The organism is Marinobacter sp. G5_S1_61_S3, from assembly GCF_054968585.1.
Genome location: NZ_JBQKUK010000027.1, coordinates 1 through 15,265 on the forward strand (window position 1 = coordinate 1; position 15,265 = coordinate 15,265).

The 15,265-nt window shown below is 55.6% G+C and carries 14 protein-coding genes; 12 read left to right on the top strand and 2 right to left on the bottom strand.

The annotated features are described in order from the left end of the window. The 7 genes from ACTRWH_RS19755 to ACTRWH_RS19785 all read left to right on the top strand — a co-directional run. Nucleotides 1-679 (top strand): bacteriophage T4 gp5 trimerisation domain-containing protein (locus tag ACTRWH_RS19755; RefSeq protein ID WP_462826768.1); only part of this gene is annotated, 679 nt, incomplete at its 5' end. A gap of 1 nt (nucleotide 680) precedes the next feature. Beyond that, nucleotides 681-1,493, top strand: coding sequence for a DUF4123 domain-containing protein (locus ACTRWH_RS19760; RefSeq protein ID WP_462826769.1), 813 nt, complete (start codon nucleotides 681-683; stop codon nucleotides 1,491-1,493). After that, a complete protein-coding gene (locus tag ACTRWH_RS19765) occupies nucleotides 1,493-3,604 on the top strand; it encodes a LysM peptidoglycan-binding domain-containing protein (protein WP_199480861.1) in 2,112 nt (703 codons plus the stop codon). The genes ACTRWH_RS19760 and ACTRWH_RS19765 overlap by 1 nt, the downstream gene beginning before the upstream one ends. Nucleotides 3,605-3,612: 8 nt before the next feature. After that, nucleotides 3,613-4,569 (top strand): formylglycine-generating enzyme family protein, encoded by a 957-nt coding sequence (locus ACTRWH_RS19770; protein ID WP_082040592.1) that lies wholly within the window; start codon nucleotides 3,613-3,615, stop codon nucleotides 4,567-4,569. 32 nt (nucleotides 4,570-4,601) lie between these two features. Continuing rightward, entirely contained in the window at nucleotides 4,602-5,213 is a 612-nt protein-coding gene (locus tag ACTRWH_RS19775; RefSeq protein WP_041335827.1) for a hypothetical protein, read from the top strand. A 103-nt stretch (nucleotides 5,214-5,316) separates the two neighbouring features. Beyond that, nucleotides 5,317-5,760, top strand: a complete 444-nt coding sequence (locus tag ACTRWH_RS19780) for a hypothetical protein (RefSeq protein WP_199480860.1) — start codon at nucleotides 5,317-5,319, stop codon at nucleotides 5,758-5,760. A gap of 21 nt (nucleotides 5,761-5,781) precedes the next feature. Then, nucleotides 5,782-6,159, top strand: coding sequence for a hypothetical protein (locus ACTRWH_RS19785; protein WP_136633112.1), 378 nt, complete (start codon nucleotides 5,782-5,784; stop codon nucleotides 6,157-6,159). A 126-nt stretch (nucleotides 6,160-6,285) separates the two neighbouring features. Here the strand turns inward: ACTRWH_RS19785 and metE are convergent, their stop codons facing one another. Next, nucleotides 6,286-8,559: a 5-methyltetrahydropteroyltriglutamate--homocysteine S-methyltransferase gene (gene metE / locus ACTRWH_RS19790; RefSeq protein ID WP_199480859.1), complete on the bottom strand. Its 2,274-nt coding sequence runs from the start codon at nucleotides 8,557-8,559 to the stop codon at nucleotides 6,286-6,288. Between the two features lie 109 nt (nucleotides 8,560-8,668). On the opposite strand from metE, the gene ACTRWH_RS19795 reads away from it, so the two are divergent. From ACTRWH_RS19795 to ACTRWH_RS19805, 3 genes are all read left to right on the top strand, one after another. Then, on the top strand, nucleotides 8,669-9,565 hold the full coding sequence (locus tag ACTRWH_RS19795) for a LysR family transcriptional regulator (RefSeq protein ID WP_036203537.1): 897 nt from the start codon (nucleotides 8,669-8,671) through the stop codon (nucleotides 9,563-9,565). A 93-nt stretch (nucleotides 9,566-9,658) separates the two neighbouring features. Further along, nucleotides 9,659-10,051: a glycine cleavage system protein GcvH gene (gcvH, locus tag ACTRWH_RS19800; RefSeq protein ID WP_036203540.1), complete on the top strand. Its 393-nt coding sequence runs from the start codon at nucleotides 9,659-9,661 to the stop codon at nucleotides 10,049-10,051. A gap of 198 nt (nucleotides 10,052-10,249) precedes the next feature. After that, the gene (locus ACTRWH_RS19805; protein WP_085681604.1) at nucleotides 10,250-11,446 is read left to right on the top strand and encodes a class I SAM-dependent rRNA methyltransferase; all 1,197 of its coding nucleotides are present in this window, start codon (nucleotides 10,250-10,252) and stop codon (nucleotides 11,444-11,446) included. Between the two features lie 135 nt (nucleotides 11,447-11,581). Here ACTRWH_RS19805 and ACTRWH_RS19810 read toward each other — a convergent pair whose 3' ends face one another. Further along, a complete protein-coding gene (locus tag ACTRWH_RS19810) occupies nucleotides 11,582-12,238 on the bottom strand; it encodes a histidinol-phosphatase (protein WP_462826770.1) in 657 nt (218 codons plus the stop codon). Between the two features lie 174 nt (nucleotides 12,239-12,412). Between ACTRWH_RS19810 and ACTRWH_RS19815 the strand changes: the two genes are divergently transcribed. Together ACTRWH_RS19815 and ptsP are read left to right on the top strand one after the other, a co-directional pair. Then, nucleotides 12,413-12,943 (top strand): RNA pyrophosphohydrolase, encoded by a 531-nt coding sequence (locus ACTRWH_RS19815; RefSeq protein WP_036203550.1) that lies wholly within the window; start codon nucleotides 12,413-12,415, stop codon nucleotides 12,941-12,943. Between the two features lie 15 nt (nucleotides 12,944-12,958). Continuing rightward, the gene (gene ptsP / locus ACTRWH_RS19820; protein WP_036203552.1) at nucleotides 12,959-15,265 is read left to right on the top strand and encodes a phosphoenolpyruvate--protein phosphotransferase; all 2,307 of its coding nucleotides are present in this window, start codon (nucleotides 12,959-12,961) and stop codon (nucleotides 15,263-15,265) included.

Genomic DNA, 15,265 nt, shown 5'->3' on the forward strand with positions numbered 1-15,265 from the left:
CGAGGGCAGCAACGAACTCAGGTTCGAGGACGAAGCGGACAAGGAACAGATCTACGTCCATGCCCAGAAAGACCTGGACCTGCTGACGGAAAACAACCGCACCGAAGTCATCAAAAATGACAGCCACCTGACCGTGGACAACCACCGCAAGGCCCACATCAAGGGCAATGACCACGCCACCGTGGATGGTGAGAAACGGGAATCCATCGGCGGTGACTCGAGCCTCATCGTCAACGGCAGCCACCACAGCAAACAGGGCAAGAACCAGCTCATCGAAGCCGGCAGCGAAATCCACCACAAGGCCGGTATGAAAATCGTGATCGAAGCGGGTGCGGAAGTAACCCTGAAAGCCGGTGGTAGCTTTGTGAAGGTGGACCCCAGCGGTGTGACCGTGTCCGGGCCTATGGTGAAGATGAATTCCGGGGGTAGGCCTGGCATGGGCACCCCTGTAGCAGCTCAAGCGCCGGGTGTGCCGAAGAGTTTAAGTGCAGAAGGAATCAACAAGGGGGAAGGGACCCTGGCAGAAACTGGACAGCGCAACAATGCTTCGCCCCAACCGAGCCCGGTGTCGAAGCTCAAGGCGGTAGCTCGGGATGACATCGCTCTGAGTAGACAATGTGGGCGACAGGAAGATGGCATCTGCACCTCTGAGCCCTGTGCATGTGCCGGGGAGGTTTGACGTGACATTTCCCGATTGTGGAGCAACTCATAGCGGAGACCTATTCCTGATTTTGGATGGGGCACGGATTGATGCCCCCCGGTTTATTTATGAGCGTGATGACCGACCTGAAATGGATCTTTTGTACCGAAGTACGCCTCACGAGCCGGTTAAAGAAGTCAGTCCCTGTATTGTCCGCCCTTCTGAAAACAGTAGGTTGCGGGGAGACGTGGATAATTGGAGATCGGATGGCATCGCTATCGAATCAATAGCAGATATTCATACGCTCGGAAATCATTTGCGTAGTCTGATCAGTGTACGGTTGCCGGACGGGGCTCTCGCCTATCTCCGTTTCTATTCCCCAAGCCAGATTGACCCCCTTCTGTCATCACTTTCAGATCACGAGCTGACGATATTCAGCGGGCCGGTTACGAGGTGGCACTATTTTGCACCGGTAGACGGGTGGAAAACCGTTGAGGTTCCGGGCACAAGTGAGAGTCAGGAAGCGTCGAATGAGGGATGGTTCCAGCTTAGCGAGGAACATCTCAGGGCGATTGAGGCCGGCAACGAAGCTGTGTTCCGGAAAAAACTGGTTCATCAGGCGGGGTGGCCAGTTACTCCAGAATCAATGTCTAGAATCGACCAGATCGTGTTAAGGGCCAGCTCGTTTGGCTTCCAGGCCCAAGGGGATATTGCCACCTATGCCGAGCTTGCCTGCTATTACGGTGATCGATTGGAAGAGCCGGATGCTCTGGCAGTACTACAGTCGGAAGACAAACCAGCTGGGCAGCGGCTGGAGATAATCGACAGCATGATGTCATATGGAGATGCATAATGCCTGCAAGCTATGAAGTTGTTTCCGGGGACACCCTGTCCGCTATAGCCAGACAGCACAACGCAACGGTTACTCGCTTGCTTCGTCTGAATCCTTCAATAGAAAACCCCAATCGGATAAATCCGGGCCAGAAACTCTCAGTTCCTGCCGCCGACGAGGTCATCACAGCGCGCTCGGAGCCGGGCAAAGTCGTTGAGCAGTCACCCTGTCAGGACAAGGTCGTGGAGATCTACCACGCGACCGGGTCTGATGAGCTAATCCTGCTGACAGAGGAAGAAGAGAAAGAGCTGGATGCGGAAGAGAAGGCTATTTGTCAGTTGATCGAAGCTTTCTATTCCGAGCTTGAGAGTCTTTCTGAGGGCACAGAGGACGCCGATAGCACACCTTCGGAAGGCGAGGGTCAGGTATTGACACCAGTTCAGCAACGCAAGCAGGAAATCATTGAACATCTAGCAGAGCTGGGAGCGATTCCGGACGGGGTGCAGACAACACCGAAGCTTACCGAGATCAAGCGTTTGTCTGGCAGAAAACACCGAACTTATGTGCGCTCCGACAAGATGAAAACACACCCGCGTCGTTACAGTATTGCTGCCCGGGATAAGGCCCGCAGTGAGGGTTGGTTGACGGAGGACGGTGTTGATGGCGGAAAACTTGCGGATTTACTTCAAAGCAAGCTCAAGGTGAAAGTGAATCTAGAGCTGGGGAGCCCTGACCCGGATGGGGCCATCATGCAGGCGCTCAATCAGTTTTACGATGAAGCAAACTGGTCAATCTGGGGAAAGAACCGGGCAAAACAGGTGGCTGAAACGGGTTTTGATGCCTCCGCAGAGGCCCAGTTCATGCGTTTTGCTGCTGGAGCGAGTGGGCATGCGGAAGTTAACCCCGCTAACGGAAAAGTACATCTTCAGGCCAAGGCGGAAGCTCAGTATGCGCTTGCGGAAGGAAAAGTCACCATAGAGCAGGCGTTTCCGGCCAGCAACCGAAGTGAAATCCGTGTTTATTACCGGGAAGGTGGCTGGAATGGCCCGCTAAAGTATGAATCCCTCGGTCATTTCCAGGCTGCCCTCGCGATTACAGCCTCGGGTTTTGCCGGTGCGTCCGCTATTTTGGCGGGCAATATACATGTCGATAGCTCAGAGGGCATCCCGAACATCAAAGGCATTGCTGCTCGAAAGAAAGGGCAGAGTATGGGTGGCGAGGCTAATGTTTTTGCCGGCATTCGTGGTGGATGTGAGCTCGCTGGTGAGCTGCGCTGGCAGGACGTGCTCTCCGCTGACAGCAACTGGGGTACGCTCTGTAAGATTGGCCAGAAGGTCGAGGCTGCGTTGGGGGCAGCGGGTGAGTTTGAGGCGCGGCTGATGTTCAGCCGGGAGACAGGCAAGTTTTATTTCAACCTCCACGCAGGACTGGTTCTTGGGGTTGGGGCAGCGGGAAGCTTTTTGCTAGAGGTGGGGGTAAACCAGATCGTAAGGATGCTGCATTTTATCTACAACGCATTACTGGATGTGGACTTTAGATACCTTGAGTTGTTTGACCCAGATACAAATTCCTTTCTCTGGTACCAGCGTTTAAGTCTTACAGCGTTGAGTCGCGGGCTGACTTGGGCTGAGGCAGCTGGAGAGTTTGCCGGCGAATCTATTGATTCAGTGGTTGGGCAGTTGACCGATTTTTTCTCCGATTATGAAAGGGAGAAGAAAGGAACCGTTCTGGCTGAAAACATGCTTGAAGATTTTAGGCGAGGGGAACGGGGTGTTTTTCTGCACTCTCCACCTGAGGTAAAGGGAATAGTGTTGGATTGTTTGCTTCATGACTGGTGGGTAACGCCAGGCTTTATAGATGAAAGTGATAAAAAAGTTCAGGTGGCTAAAGAGATTCTTCCGACCTTCCAGAGTTGGCGAGACTTTCACGAAACAGTTGTCCGAATGAATCCAGACGGATTGGCGCGCCTAGACGAGTTTGGTAATAATCTTCACCGACTCTTCGACTTTGTGGGTATGGGCAAGCCTGAAAGACAACTCTTCATTCACCAGCTTAAAGACGAAGCGGCGATTGCAGGTCGGCCAGTCAAGCTGGATCCATTCGGCGTATGCCGGGTATGTGACATAGTCTAGGAGCTGAAATGATCCCGAAGTGTCGCGATAAATTCTTTGTAATAGTGGGTGTTCTGTTCCTTTCTGCATGTGGAAACCATGCGGGTTACCCAAATGCAGAAAGTCTAGATCGTTTGGCTTCGAAGTCCGTCGCCAATCAGGTTTTCGTAAAGGGCGGCACCTTCGAAATCGGTGATGTGGGGGAAAAGGACACTGGGACTCCGCACGTCACCTGGAACCAATACAGCCGCCCAGCTAAGGCCGTCAAACTGGCTGGTTATTCGATCTCGAAGTATGAAACTACCTGGGGTGAGTTTATGCTTTACCTAAAAGAAACCGGACATCTAGATCGGTACGACGATCGACCATCACAGCGACGATATGCCCAAGTGTCTGATGATCCGCTTTCTCCGTATTTTCGCCAGAAACCGGCGCGAGCTCCGAATTTTGCCGAGGCCGAGGGGTATTGTGATTGGCTGGGCAAACAAACAGGCCTGCCTTTTGCGCTTCCGACAGAAGCGCAATGGGAATTTGCAGCGAGAAGTCGTGGTCGAAACATACCTTATGCCACTGATACTGGGCTTGTGGAAAAAGACCCATACCTCCGGCCTCCACGGGAGTATATCGACCCCGGCACGCCACCAGAGGGAAATGCGCTTATTCATTCTTCAGCAACCTTCGAGCGCCGTTCAGTCGGAAGTTATCCTCCGAATCCTTTGGGGCTATATGATATGACGGGAAACGTAGCCGAATGGACACGGGATTGGTTTCAGGAAGATTATTACGAACACATTGCCATGAATAATCCGTCAGGCCCGGAGCAACCGGTAGGTTCTCATACTCCTGAAAAAACAGTGCGAGACTGGGCGGGTCACGGAGAGTATATGGCAGGGGCTGGGACGGTGTTCTTTCGCTCTGGAGAGCCCATTGACGGCGGTGGGAATGGCTTTCGCTGCGTGGTCAATTCCCCCGAGCCAATCAATTAAATCGCGGTCCAGGTAAGCAAGGAAGCTCCTAAGTGAAAAGAAAGTATGGAACCGACTGGTCGCTGCTTTGGACGGCCGTAAAAGACAACGCCAGTGCCTTCTTCATTTTGCTTGGAATCGGGTTGGCTTTTGGCCTTGTCGGAGGGGGCATCTTTGCTACTGGCTTTGGCGAAGTGGGAGCTATGGCTTTCGGTGGCCTGTTCGCTCTGATTGGATCGGCAACGTTTGTCACAGCTTTCGTCACCGCTCACTCCGGCGTGAGTTACTACTACGACCAGGCCTTGTTGCGAAAATATGGGGTTGAGGTCGATGGGGTCTTGACCAGTAAGTCGACTGAATGCCAGTTCCATCAGGAGTACGACCAAAATAACAACCCCAGGGGTGAGGGCTATCACCTGTGCAATTTGCTCGTAGAGTATGATTTCCAGTTCAACGGAAGAAACTATAGTGGTGCTTATTATCTCAGCAAGGCCGGGCTGTTTGATAAGTTACGAGAGGGTGACCCCGTGCCGCTGAAGGTGCTCCGTCTGGACCCTTCGGTTTATAAAGTGCGGGAGCGCCGGCTGGCCAATATGCTCAAGGACCGGGAACCTGATTATCCTTCCCAGATTCCGGAGGGCGCCGAAATAAGCCAGCTGGTCTAGCGGTTCTTGCTTTGGTTTGAAACCTGTGTTCATCGTTTCATGACGAAGCCATTACGGCCTAGCTGCCAGCCAGTCAAGGACACTGACAGAAACTCGTTTTTCAATGCCTTACATTTCAGCCTTTTTCCTTATCCCCTCAACAGTCATTCTTCTCAGCAACCTGTTGATCATTATTTATGAGGGTTTCAGCAAGCCCTCCTTTTATTTCGAAAACTTAATTCTGGATACCGGGTTCCTGACTATCTTTTTTCTGAGCCACCTAGCCGGCTGGTTGAGTATTTTTTTCAGTGTCCCGGTCCGTGATCAGGGAGTGGTAACCCTGATTGGAAAAGGCGTGATCACGGGCCTGATAACCCTGCCATTCGCGTTCACACACTTTTTCCTCGATGGGCAGACTGCATCTGCTGTGATGTTGTTATGTGGATGGTTTGGATTGTTGATTCAGCTGTTACCAGATTTGCGCCATTCTTGGCGGCACAGGGTGCCAAAAATGGGGTTGATCGTTGCTGCGCTGTTACTTCCAGTTCTTATTAATCCGTTGACCTAAAATAGCTCCAGATTGTTGCCGGTGCCGGAAGCTGCTTGGGGAATTTACTATCCAGACTATGATCGGGAGCAAGGCAAGGAATTTATAGAACATTACCAGCGCCATGAAGAGCAGTTTAACACGGTCCCCAAGCTGATCATCTCAAAGGCGGGAATGTTCATGATTAATGTGCTGGGTCGGCCGCTGTCCAATACGTTCGCCCACTGCGGCCCCGACGGCTCACTCAATGTTTTTTCCAGTAATTCTGAGCAAGATTGCGGAAAAACCAGCAGCGACAACTCCTGGAGTCTACTAAAGCTTGAGTTCGACGAACCCGGCAGCTTGCGGTGCGTAAACTGTCGTAATTTCGGAAAGCCGAAACACTGGATACGCATTGATCAACTGCCTGAGAGTTATTGATTGCCTTTCGGGAATCTTTAAGGCCCCGGCGCTATTGGATTGTTACGTCCTTCCTGTCTAAAAGTGGCTTCCTGAGTGAGGAGAAGGAGAGGCATTACTGCCCTTCTTCCCCCCCTTCAGGGAACTTCACGATCCCCGCAACTCCCGGGCCGCAGCCACCATCCCCTTGAGTGCCGGAATTACCTCCTCCCACGACCGGGTTTTCAGCCCGCAGTCCGGGTTGATCCAGAGCCTTTCGGCGGGGATTCTTTCCGCGGCCTTGTTCATCAGCGACACGATCTGCTCAGTCCCCGGCACGTTGGGCGAGTGAATATCGTAGACACCCGGACCAATATCATTGGGATACTGGAATCCCTTGAAGGCGTCGAGTAGCTCCATGTCGGACCTGGAGGTTTCTATGGTGATGACATCGGCATCCATGCGGGCGATGGCTTCGATGATGTCGTTGAATTCCGAATAGCACATATGGGTGTGTATCTGGGTTTCGTCCTTCACGCCATTGGCAGTAATCCGGAAGGCTTCGATGGCCCAGTCCAGGTAGGTCTCCCAGTCGCTCTGGCGCAGGGGCAGGCCTTCGCGAAGGGCGGCTTCGTCAATCTGAATGATGTTCACGCCAGCCTGTTCCAGGTCCAGTACTTCCTCGCGGATCGCCAGTGCCAGTTGCAGGCAGGTGTCTTTCCGGGGCTGGTCATCGCGCACGAAGGACCAGTTGAGGATGGTGACCGGGCCGGTGAGCATGCCTTTGAGGGGTTTGTCGGTCAGGGACTGGGCGTAGCGAATCCATTCCACGGTCATGGCCTTGGGCCGGGAGATATCACCGAACAGGATGGGCGGTTTCACGCAGCGGGAACCGTAGGACTGTACCCAGCCGAAGCGGCTGAACACGTAGCCTTCCAGTTGCTCGCCGAAGTACTCCACCATGTCGTTACGTTCCGCCTCGCCGTGGACCAGCACGTCCAGCCCCAACTGTTCCTGTTCCTCAACGCAGTGGCGGATTTCTGCGCGGATTCGCTCGTGATATTCCTCGGGTGCGAGCTCACCCTTACGAAATTTGAGCCGTGTTTGGCGGATATCCTTGGTCTGGGGGAACGAGCCGATAGTGGTTGTGGGGTAGCGCGGCAGCTTCAGGTGGCTTGCCTGGATCGCCGAGCGCTGCTGGTAGCTGCTCTTGCGTTGACCCAGCTCAGGCGTGATCGCCGCGACCGCCTCGCGAACCTGTGGGTCCGTCACGCGGGTTGAGTTCCTGCGGCTGAGTATGGCGTCTGCATTGCTCTTCAGTTCCCGGGCCACCGCATCCTGGCCATCGGTAAGTGCCGTGGCCAACAGCTGCAGTTCTTCCAGCTTTTGCCGCGCAAAGGCCAGCCAGGAGCGTATCTCCGGGTCCATGGTGGTTTCGTTGTCCAGGTCTACCGGCACATGGAGAAGTGAGCAGGATGGCGCAATCCAGAGTCGTTCACGCAGCTTCTGATAAACCGGTTCCAGCCAGTCGAGGGTGGCTTCCAGGTCGGTTTTCCAGATATTGCGACCGTCGATCACGCCCAGTGAGAGAACCTTGTGCCCCGGCAGCCAGTCCGTCACGCGGGACACTTCGTCACGGGCGTTTGTCGCATCCAGGTGCAGGCCGGCAACCGGCAGCTCACAGGCCAGTTGCAGGTTTTCCCGCAGTTGGCCGAAGTAGGTGGTCAGCAACAGTTTTACCGGGCTTGCCTTGAGGTTGTGGTAAGCCAGGTTCAGGGCGTGCCGCCAATCGCCTCCCAGGTCGGTCACCAGGATGGGCTCGTCAATCTGCACCCACTCTGCGCCATTGTCGGCAAGAAGCTGCAGCAGCTCCGCATAGACCGGTAGCAAGTCTTCCAGCAGGCTGAGCCGGTCTGTGTCGTCCTTGGATTTACCAAGCCAGAGATAGGTGACGGGGCCGATGATAACCGGCTTGGCGTTGACGCCTACGGCCCTGGCCTCAGCCAGCTGTTCCAGCAAGCGTGTGGGATTCAGGCTGAACCGCGTGTCCGCCTCGAATTCCGGCACAATATAGTGGTAGTTGGTGTCAAACCACTTGGTCATTTCGCCGGCATGCACGCCGCAGCAATCGTCATCAGCCGGGGACCGGCCACGGGCAATGCGGAAGTAGCGGTTGAGTTCGTTGTCATCGGCTGTGCCGGCGCGCTGTGGCAGGTTACCGAGTGTGGCGCTCATGTCCAGCACCTGGTCATAGAGCGAGAAGTCACCGACCGGTGCCAGCGTGAGCGGGCGTTGGTGTCGCCAGTTGCTGGCGCGAAGCCCTGCCGCGGTTTGCTGTAGGTTGTCTTCGCTTAACTCGCCTTTCCAATAGCCCTCAAGGGCAAATTTGAGTTCGCGACGTTGGCCAATCCTGGGAAAGCCTAGGTTATGGGTGGTTACCATGATGAATCTCCTGTCGTCATTCAGGTCATCAAGGCTAGTGCTGAACTGCCATGAAAAATAATGGTAAAATCTCATGAATCCATGAATTATTTTCAAGTAAGGCCGGCCAATGATAGAACGCAATCATCTGGAGATCGTCCGTGAAGTGGATCGGAGCGGCTCATTGACGGCGGCGGCGGACGCGCTGTGCCTCACCCAGTCTGCCCTCAGTCATGCCATGAAGAAGCTGGAGCAGCAGCTGGGAACGCCCGTGTGGGTGCGTGAAGGCCGTAAACTGCGGCCAACTCAATCCGGGTTGTATTTGCTGTCACTAGCGAATCGTTTGTTGCCGCAGTTCGAGCATGCCGAGGAATTGGTGGGTCAGATTGCCCGAGGGCAGCGGGGCAGCCTGCGAATCGGTATGGAATGTCATCCTTGTTACCAGTGGCTGCTCAAGGTGGTTGGGCCGTATCTTGAGCAATGGCCTGGCGTGGATGTGGATGTGAAGCAACGCTTCCAGTTTGGTGGTATCGGTGCTTTGTTTGGCTACGACATCGATGTGTTGGTGACGCCGGACCCATTGCACCGCAAGGGGCTCGTGTACGAGCCGGTCTTTGATTACGAGCAGGTTCTCGTAGTGCCGAGCGATCACCCACTGGCCTCCAGGCCTTGGGCGGAGCCGTCGGACCTTGAAAGTGAGACCCTTATTACCTATCCGGTCGATGCCGAGCGGCTGGATATTTATACCCGGTTTCTGGTGCCGGCCCACAGCAGCCCGGCCCGGCATAAGACCATTGAAACCACGGACATCATGCTGCAAATGGTCGCGGCAGGGCGGGGGGTATCGGCACTACCCCGATGGCTGGTGGAAGAGTACGCCCATCAGATGCCGATCAGCCCGGTACGGCTGGGGCGGGAGGGTATTGATAAGCAGATTTTCCTGGGCCTCCGTGAGCGGGATGTGGATGTGGCCTATCTTCAGTCGTTCATGACGATGGCGCGGGAAACGACCTGGGGGCTGGATTGAAGCTAGAATCCGTCGCAACTTTGGTTGAGATGTTCGCGGGGGCGTCGTTCTTCGGTTAAAATGCGCGAAATTATTCATCGGGGACATGTGACCATGAGCGAAACACCCGCAGATCTGAAATACATTGAAACGCACCAGTGGGTGCGTGTGGCCGACGACGGCACCGCAACCGTCGGAATCACGGATTTTGCCCAGGATCAACTGGGGGATATCGTTTTTATTGGTGTTCCGGATGTGGGTTCGACGGTAACTGGTGCTGAAGAGGCGGGTGTTGCCGAGTCGGTGAAGTCGGCGTCGGATGTGTTCAGTCCGGTGACCGGTGAGGTGATTGAGGTCAATGAGAGCCTTGAGGATGAGCCTGAGAAGGTGAATGAGGATCCTTATGGCGATGGCTGGTTGTTCCGGGTGCGGTTGGCGGATGCCGGTGAGCTGGATGGCCTGATGGATTCTGTGGCCTATGCGGAGCATGTGGCTGCCGAGGAGTGACCCCGCGGATTGCTTCGGAGTTAGGACCAAGCCGGGAGGGCCTTCCAAAACACGCCTCAAGACGTCCTTGTGCGGCTTGGGCTCCGCCATCCATGGCTCCGCACAGTTTTGGAAAGCCTGCCCAGCTTAATCTCCGAACCTGTGTGCTGGACTCGTCTCGAAAAGCCTTCCTTATATTATTTCTTCAGGCGTTTATTTATGAATTTTCCGGTTTTATACCTCCGCAAAGGCGCAGAGCGCAGGCTCCGGGCTGGTCATCTTTGGGTCTACAGCAATGAAGTGGATACCCATCGCTCCCCGCTGACCGAGTTTGAAGCCGGAGCCCAGGCTGAACTGCGCGCGGCCAACGATAAACCCATGGGCACGGTGTTTGTGAATCCGCATGCGCTGATCTGCGGCCGTTTGATCAGCCGGAATGCCGCTCATGGCATGACGCCGCAAAGGCTTACCGAGCGGGTGGAGACGGCGCTGGCTCTGCGGGAGCGGTTGTTTGACAAGCCGTTTTATCGCTGGGTGTTTGGCGACAGTGACGGGCTTTCCGGGCTGGTGATTGACCGGTTTGATGATGTGGTGGTGGTTCAGATTTCCACGGCCGGCATGGAGCAGATGAAGGAGTCGGTTGTTCGTGCGGTGCAGCGGTTGGCGCATCCGCGGGCGATTATCCTCAAGAACGACGGCAAGATGCGGAAGGTAGAAGGGCTGGATACTTACGTTGAGCAGGCCCATGGCCCGGAGATTGATCTCCTGCCGGTTGAGGAGAATGGCGTGCGATTCGAGGTGCCCATGGAAGGGGGGCAGAAAACGGGATGGTTCTATGATCACCGCATGAACCGGCAGCGGCTGCAGGCCTATGCGCCGGGCAAGCGTGTGCTGGATGTGTTCAGTTACGTAGGTGGCTGGGGTATCCAGGCTGCCTGTGCCGGGGCTACGCAGGTGACCTGTGTGGACAGTTCCTCTGGTGCCATCGACTCTGTTCATCACAATGCGAAGATCAATGGCCTTGATAACATCGAGACGATAGAGGGTGATGCCTTCGACGCCCTGAAAGCGCTGTGCGATGAGAAGGAAAAGTTCGACATCGTTGTCCTCGACCCACCGGCACTGATCCCCCGGCGGCGTGACCAGAAGGCTGGGGAAGAGGCTTATGCCCGCCTGAACCAGTTGGGACTTCGGCTGCTTGATCGGGATGGACTACTGGTGTCGGCTTCCTGCTCTATGCATCTGTCCCAAGAGAAGCTGACGGATATTATCCGCAGCAGCGGCCGCAAGATTGACCGGTTTGTCCAGTTATTGGAGCAAGGCCATCAAGCACCGGATCATCCGGTAGTACCGGGGATTCCGGAGACGGATTATATTAAAAGCTGTTTTGTTCGGTCGTTGACTGGGTTTCTTTGAGCTTGGGGGAGGTCAGTCAGCGGGGGCACTACTCCGGGATACGCTGTAAATACGTCCCTGTACGCTCGACAAAAACATCCATGTTTTTGACGCTCCCGGAGTAGCGCCCCCGCTGACTGGCCCAGACAATGGCAGTTAACCTCGAAGGCTCATAATCTTCCAGCCATTCTCTTTCGCCATGTTTTCAAGGGTTGGATCTGGATCGACCGCTACCGGGTTCTCAACTTTGCGTAGCAGAGGCGCGTCGTTGTGAGAGTCGCTGTAGAACCATGCGCCTTCGAGGCTTTCTCCGGTCGATTCGAGCCAGTCATTCAGGCGGGTTACTTTGCCGTCCTGAAAGCTTGGGACGCCTGCAACCTCCCCCGTATAGCGCCCATTGACCATCTCTGGCTCAGTGGCAATCAGGTGATCAATGTCCAACAGTTTAGCCACCGGCTCGGTCACGAACCGGTTGGTGGCGGTGATGATCATCAGCGTGTGGCCATCGGCCCGGTGGCTATCCAGCAATGCCTTGGCTTTTTCGAGCATCATAGGCTGGATTTTCTTCGCCACAAACTGTTCGCGCCAGGCCAGCAGCTGTTCCGTGTCATGCCGTGCAAGAGGCTGAAGGGCAAAGCTCAGGTAGCGCATGATGTCCAGCTCGCCATTCAGATACTCCTCATAGAAGCGGTCGTTTGCCTGCCGGTATTCCTCCGCATCCATAATCGACTCTTCTACCAGGAATTCCCCCCAGGCATGGTCGCTGTCTCCGGCGAGCAGGGTGTTATCGAGATCAAAAATCGCGAGCGTCAACTTGGATACCTCCGGCAAAAACGACGACTGTCACAGGCGCAACAGTCTAGCATGACGCGCCGCCGTCGGCTTCGTTTGCCGAAGCCTTGGGATTCTGTAAGAATGAGAGCAACTTGGATAAATCCGGCCGGTGAATTTTTAATCCGGCCAACCGACTTTTAAGAGGACTGTGCCGTGATCGATTCGGACGGTTTCAGACCCAACGTCGGAATCATTCTGGCCAATCACAGGGGGGAAGTCCTCTGGGCAAGGCGAATAGGGCAGGACTCCTGGCAGTTCCCTCAAGGTGGTATCAAGCACGACGAATCACCGGAAGAGGCCCTTTACAGGGAACTGGCGGAGGAAATTGGTCTCGGTACAGGCGATGTGGAGATCATCAGCTGTACCCGTGGCTGGCTGAGATACCGCCTCCCTCGCAGGATGGTGCGCCACAATTCGCACCCGGTCTGCGTGGGACAAAAACAGAAATGGTTCCTGCTGAGGATGCTTTCGCCGGATGCGCAGGTACGCGTGGACGGCACGGACTCGCCGGAATTCGACGGCTGGCAGTGGGTTAGCTACTGGTACCCGCTTGGGCAGGTCGTATCGTTTAAACGCGAGGTCTATCGACGTGCGCTGCGAGAGCTCGCGCCGCGGCTGTTTTACAACATGGAACAGTGGCGCCAGAGCGAGCCTTCCCGACGCGCGAAGGACACACAGAAATGACGGATTGAACCCGCCATGCTGAGCATACTGCGAAGTCTTGTACAAGAGGTAAACAGTGCCCGCGATTTGCAGGAGGCGCTGGATGTCATTGTTTCGCGGGTGCAGAAAGCCATGGATACCGAGGTTTGCTCGGTTTATCTGCTTGATCCAGCCACAAATCGCTACATATTAATGGCCACGGAAGGCTTGTACCAGCAAGCAGTAGGGCAGGTCAGCCTGGCTTATTCCGAGGGCCTGATTGGTCTGGTTGGCTCCCGGGAGGAGCCTATCAACCTTGAAGATGCTCCATCCCACCCCCGTTATCGTTACTTTCCAGAGACCGGCGAAGAGCGTTTCCGCTCGTTCCTGGGTGTTCCCATCATTCACCATCGCCGGGTTCTTGGCGTTCTTGTTGTTCAGCAACGGGAAAGTTCGCGCTGCTTTGACGAGGGTGAAGAAGCCTTCCTGGTTACCGTTTCGGCCCAATTGGCCGGTGTGATCGCCCACAGCGAGGCAACGGGCGCCATCAGCGGTCTTTCCCTGACCGGTGAAGAAGCGACCGATGTCAGTTTCAGTGGTGTGCCTGGCGCGCCGGGCGTTGCCATTGGCAAGGGTGTGGTGGTGTACCCTGCCGCCGACCTGGACGTAGTGCCTGAGAAGCCCACCGACGATATTGAATTGGAACTGTCGCTGTTTGATGGCGCGGTAACTGCGGTTCGGGAAGATATTGAGCGGGTGGCGGCCCGGCTCGCTTCCCAGCTTCGCCCGGAAGAGCAGGCTCTGTTCGATGTCTATTTGCGTATGCTGGGCGATGACGCAATGCCAGGTGAGGTGGGCAACCGGATCAAGGAAGGTTTCTGGGCTCAGGGCGCGCTGAAACAGGTGGTTCAGCAGTACGTTCGTCACTTTGAAATGATGGACGACCACTACCTGCAGGAGCGGGCTGTCGACATCCGGGATCTCGGCCGCCGTTTGTTGTCTCACTTGCAGGAAGGTGAGCAGAAGGACACGGTCTACCCTGAGAACACGGTCCTGGTCAGTGAAGAACTGACACCGGCCATGCTCGGGGAAGTGCCCAAGGGGCAACTGGTCGGTTTGGTGTCGGTCAAGGGCTCCAGCAACTCCCACGTTGCCATCCTGGCACGTGCCATGGGGGTGCCCACGGTCATGGGGCTGGTAGATATTCCGGTCAACCAACTGGACGGCAAGGACCTGATTGTTGATGGCTTTGAAGGGCAGATTTTTGCGTCACCCTCCTCGGACCTGAGGAACTTCTACCAGGAAATCTGTGACGAGGAAGATGAGTTGGTCAAAGGGCTGGAAGCCCTGCGGGACCTGCCTTGCGAAACCACCGACAACCACCGCGTGTCGCTGCTGGTGAATACCGGTTTGATGACCGATGTGGTGCGCTCTCTGAGCCACGGTGCTGAAGGTATCGGTCTGTACCGCACCGAAGTGCCGTTCATGATCAAGGACCGGTTCCCGTCAGAACAGGAACAGCGCGAATACTACCGCGAGCAACTGGAAGCCTTTGCCCCGAACCCTGTCACCATGCGTACGCTGGACATCGGCGGCGATAAGGCGCTGACGTACTTCCCGATCCAGGAAGAGAACCCGTTTCTGGGTTGGCGCGGTATCCGGGTAACCCTGGATCATCCAGAGATATTCCTGGTTCAGGTAAGGGCGATGCTCAAAGCGAGTGAGGGCCTGAACAATCTGCAGATCATGCTGCCGATGATCAGCAATATTTCAGAAGTGGAAGAATCCCTCCACCTGATTTACCGGGTTTATCATGAGGTCAGGGAGGAAGGTTACAACATCCATATGCCCAAGGTCGGGGTAATGGTGGAGATTCCGGCGGCGGTGTATCAGATTCGCGAGTTGGCGGATCGCGTGGATTTCCTCTCTGTTGGCTCAAACGACCTGACCCAGTACCTGCTGGCGGTGGATCGCAACAACCCCAGGGTTGCGCAGCTGTACCATTCCTATCATCCCGCCGTGTTGCAGGCGCTGGTGCGCGTAGCACAGGACGCCCATGCGGTCGGCAAGCCTGTCGGTATCTGCGGTGAACTGGCGGGTGACCCTGGCGGCGCGCTGCTGTTGATGGCGATGGGTTACGATTCGCTCTCCATGAACGCGGCCAGCCTGCCCAAGGTCAAGTCGGTCATTCGCAGTGTTAGCCGCGAATGGTCGGCACAGCTACTGGAAGATGTGCTGTTGCTGGATTCGCCGCACGTTATCAAGAGTTGTGTGGATCTGGCCCTGCGCAATGCCGGATTTGGCCGCTATCTGCGCCCGGGCAAGTCCAGTGCCATTGCCCATGCCGAAAAGGCCCTTTCGTGA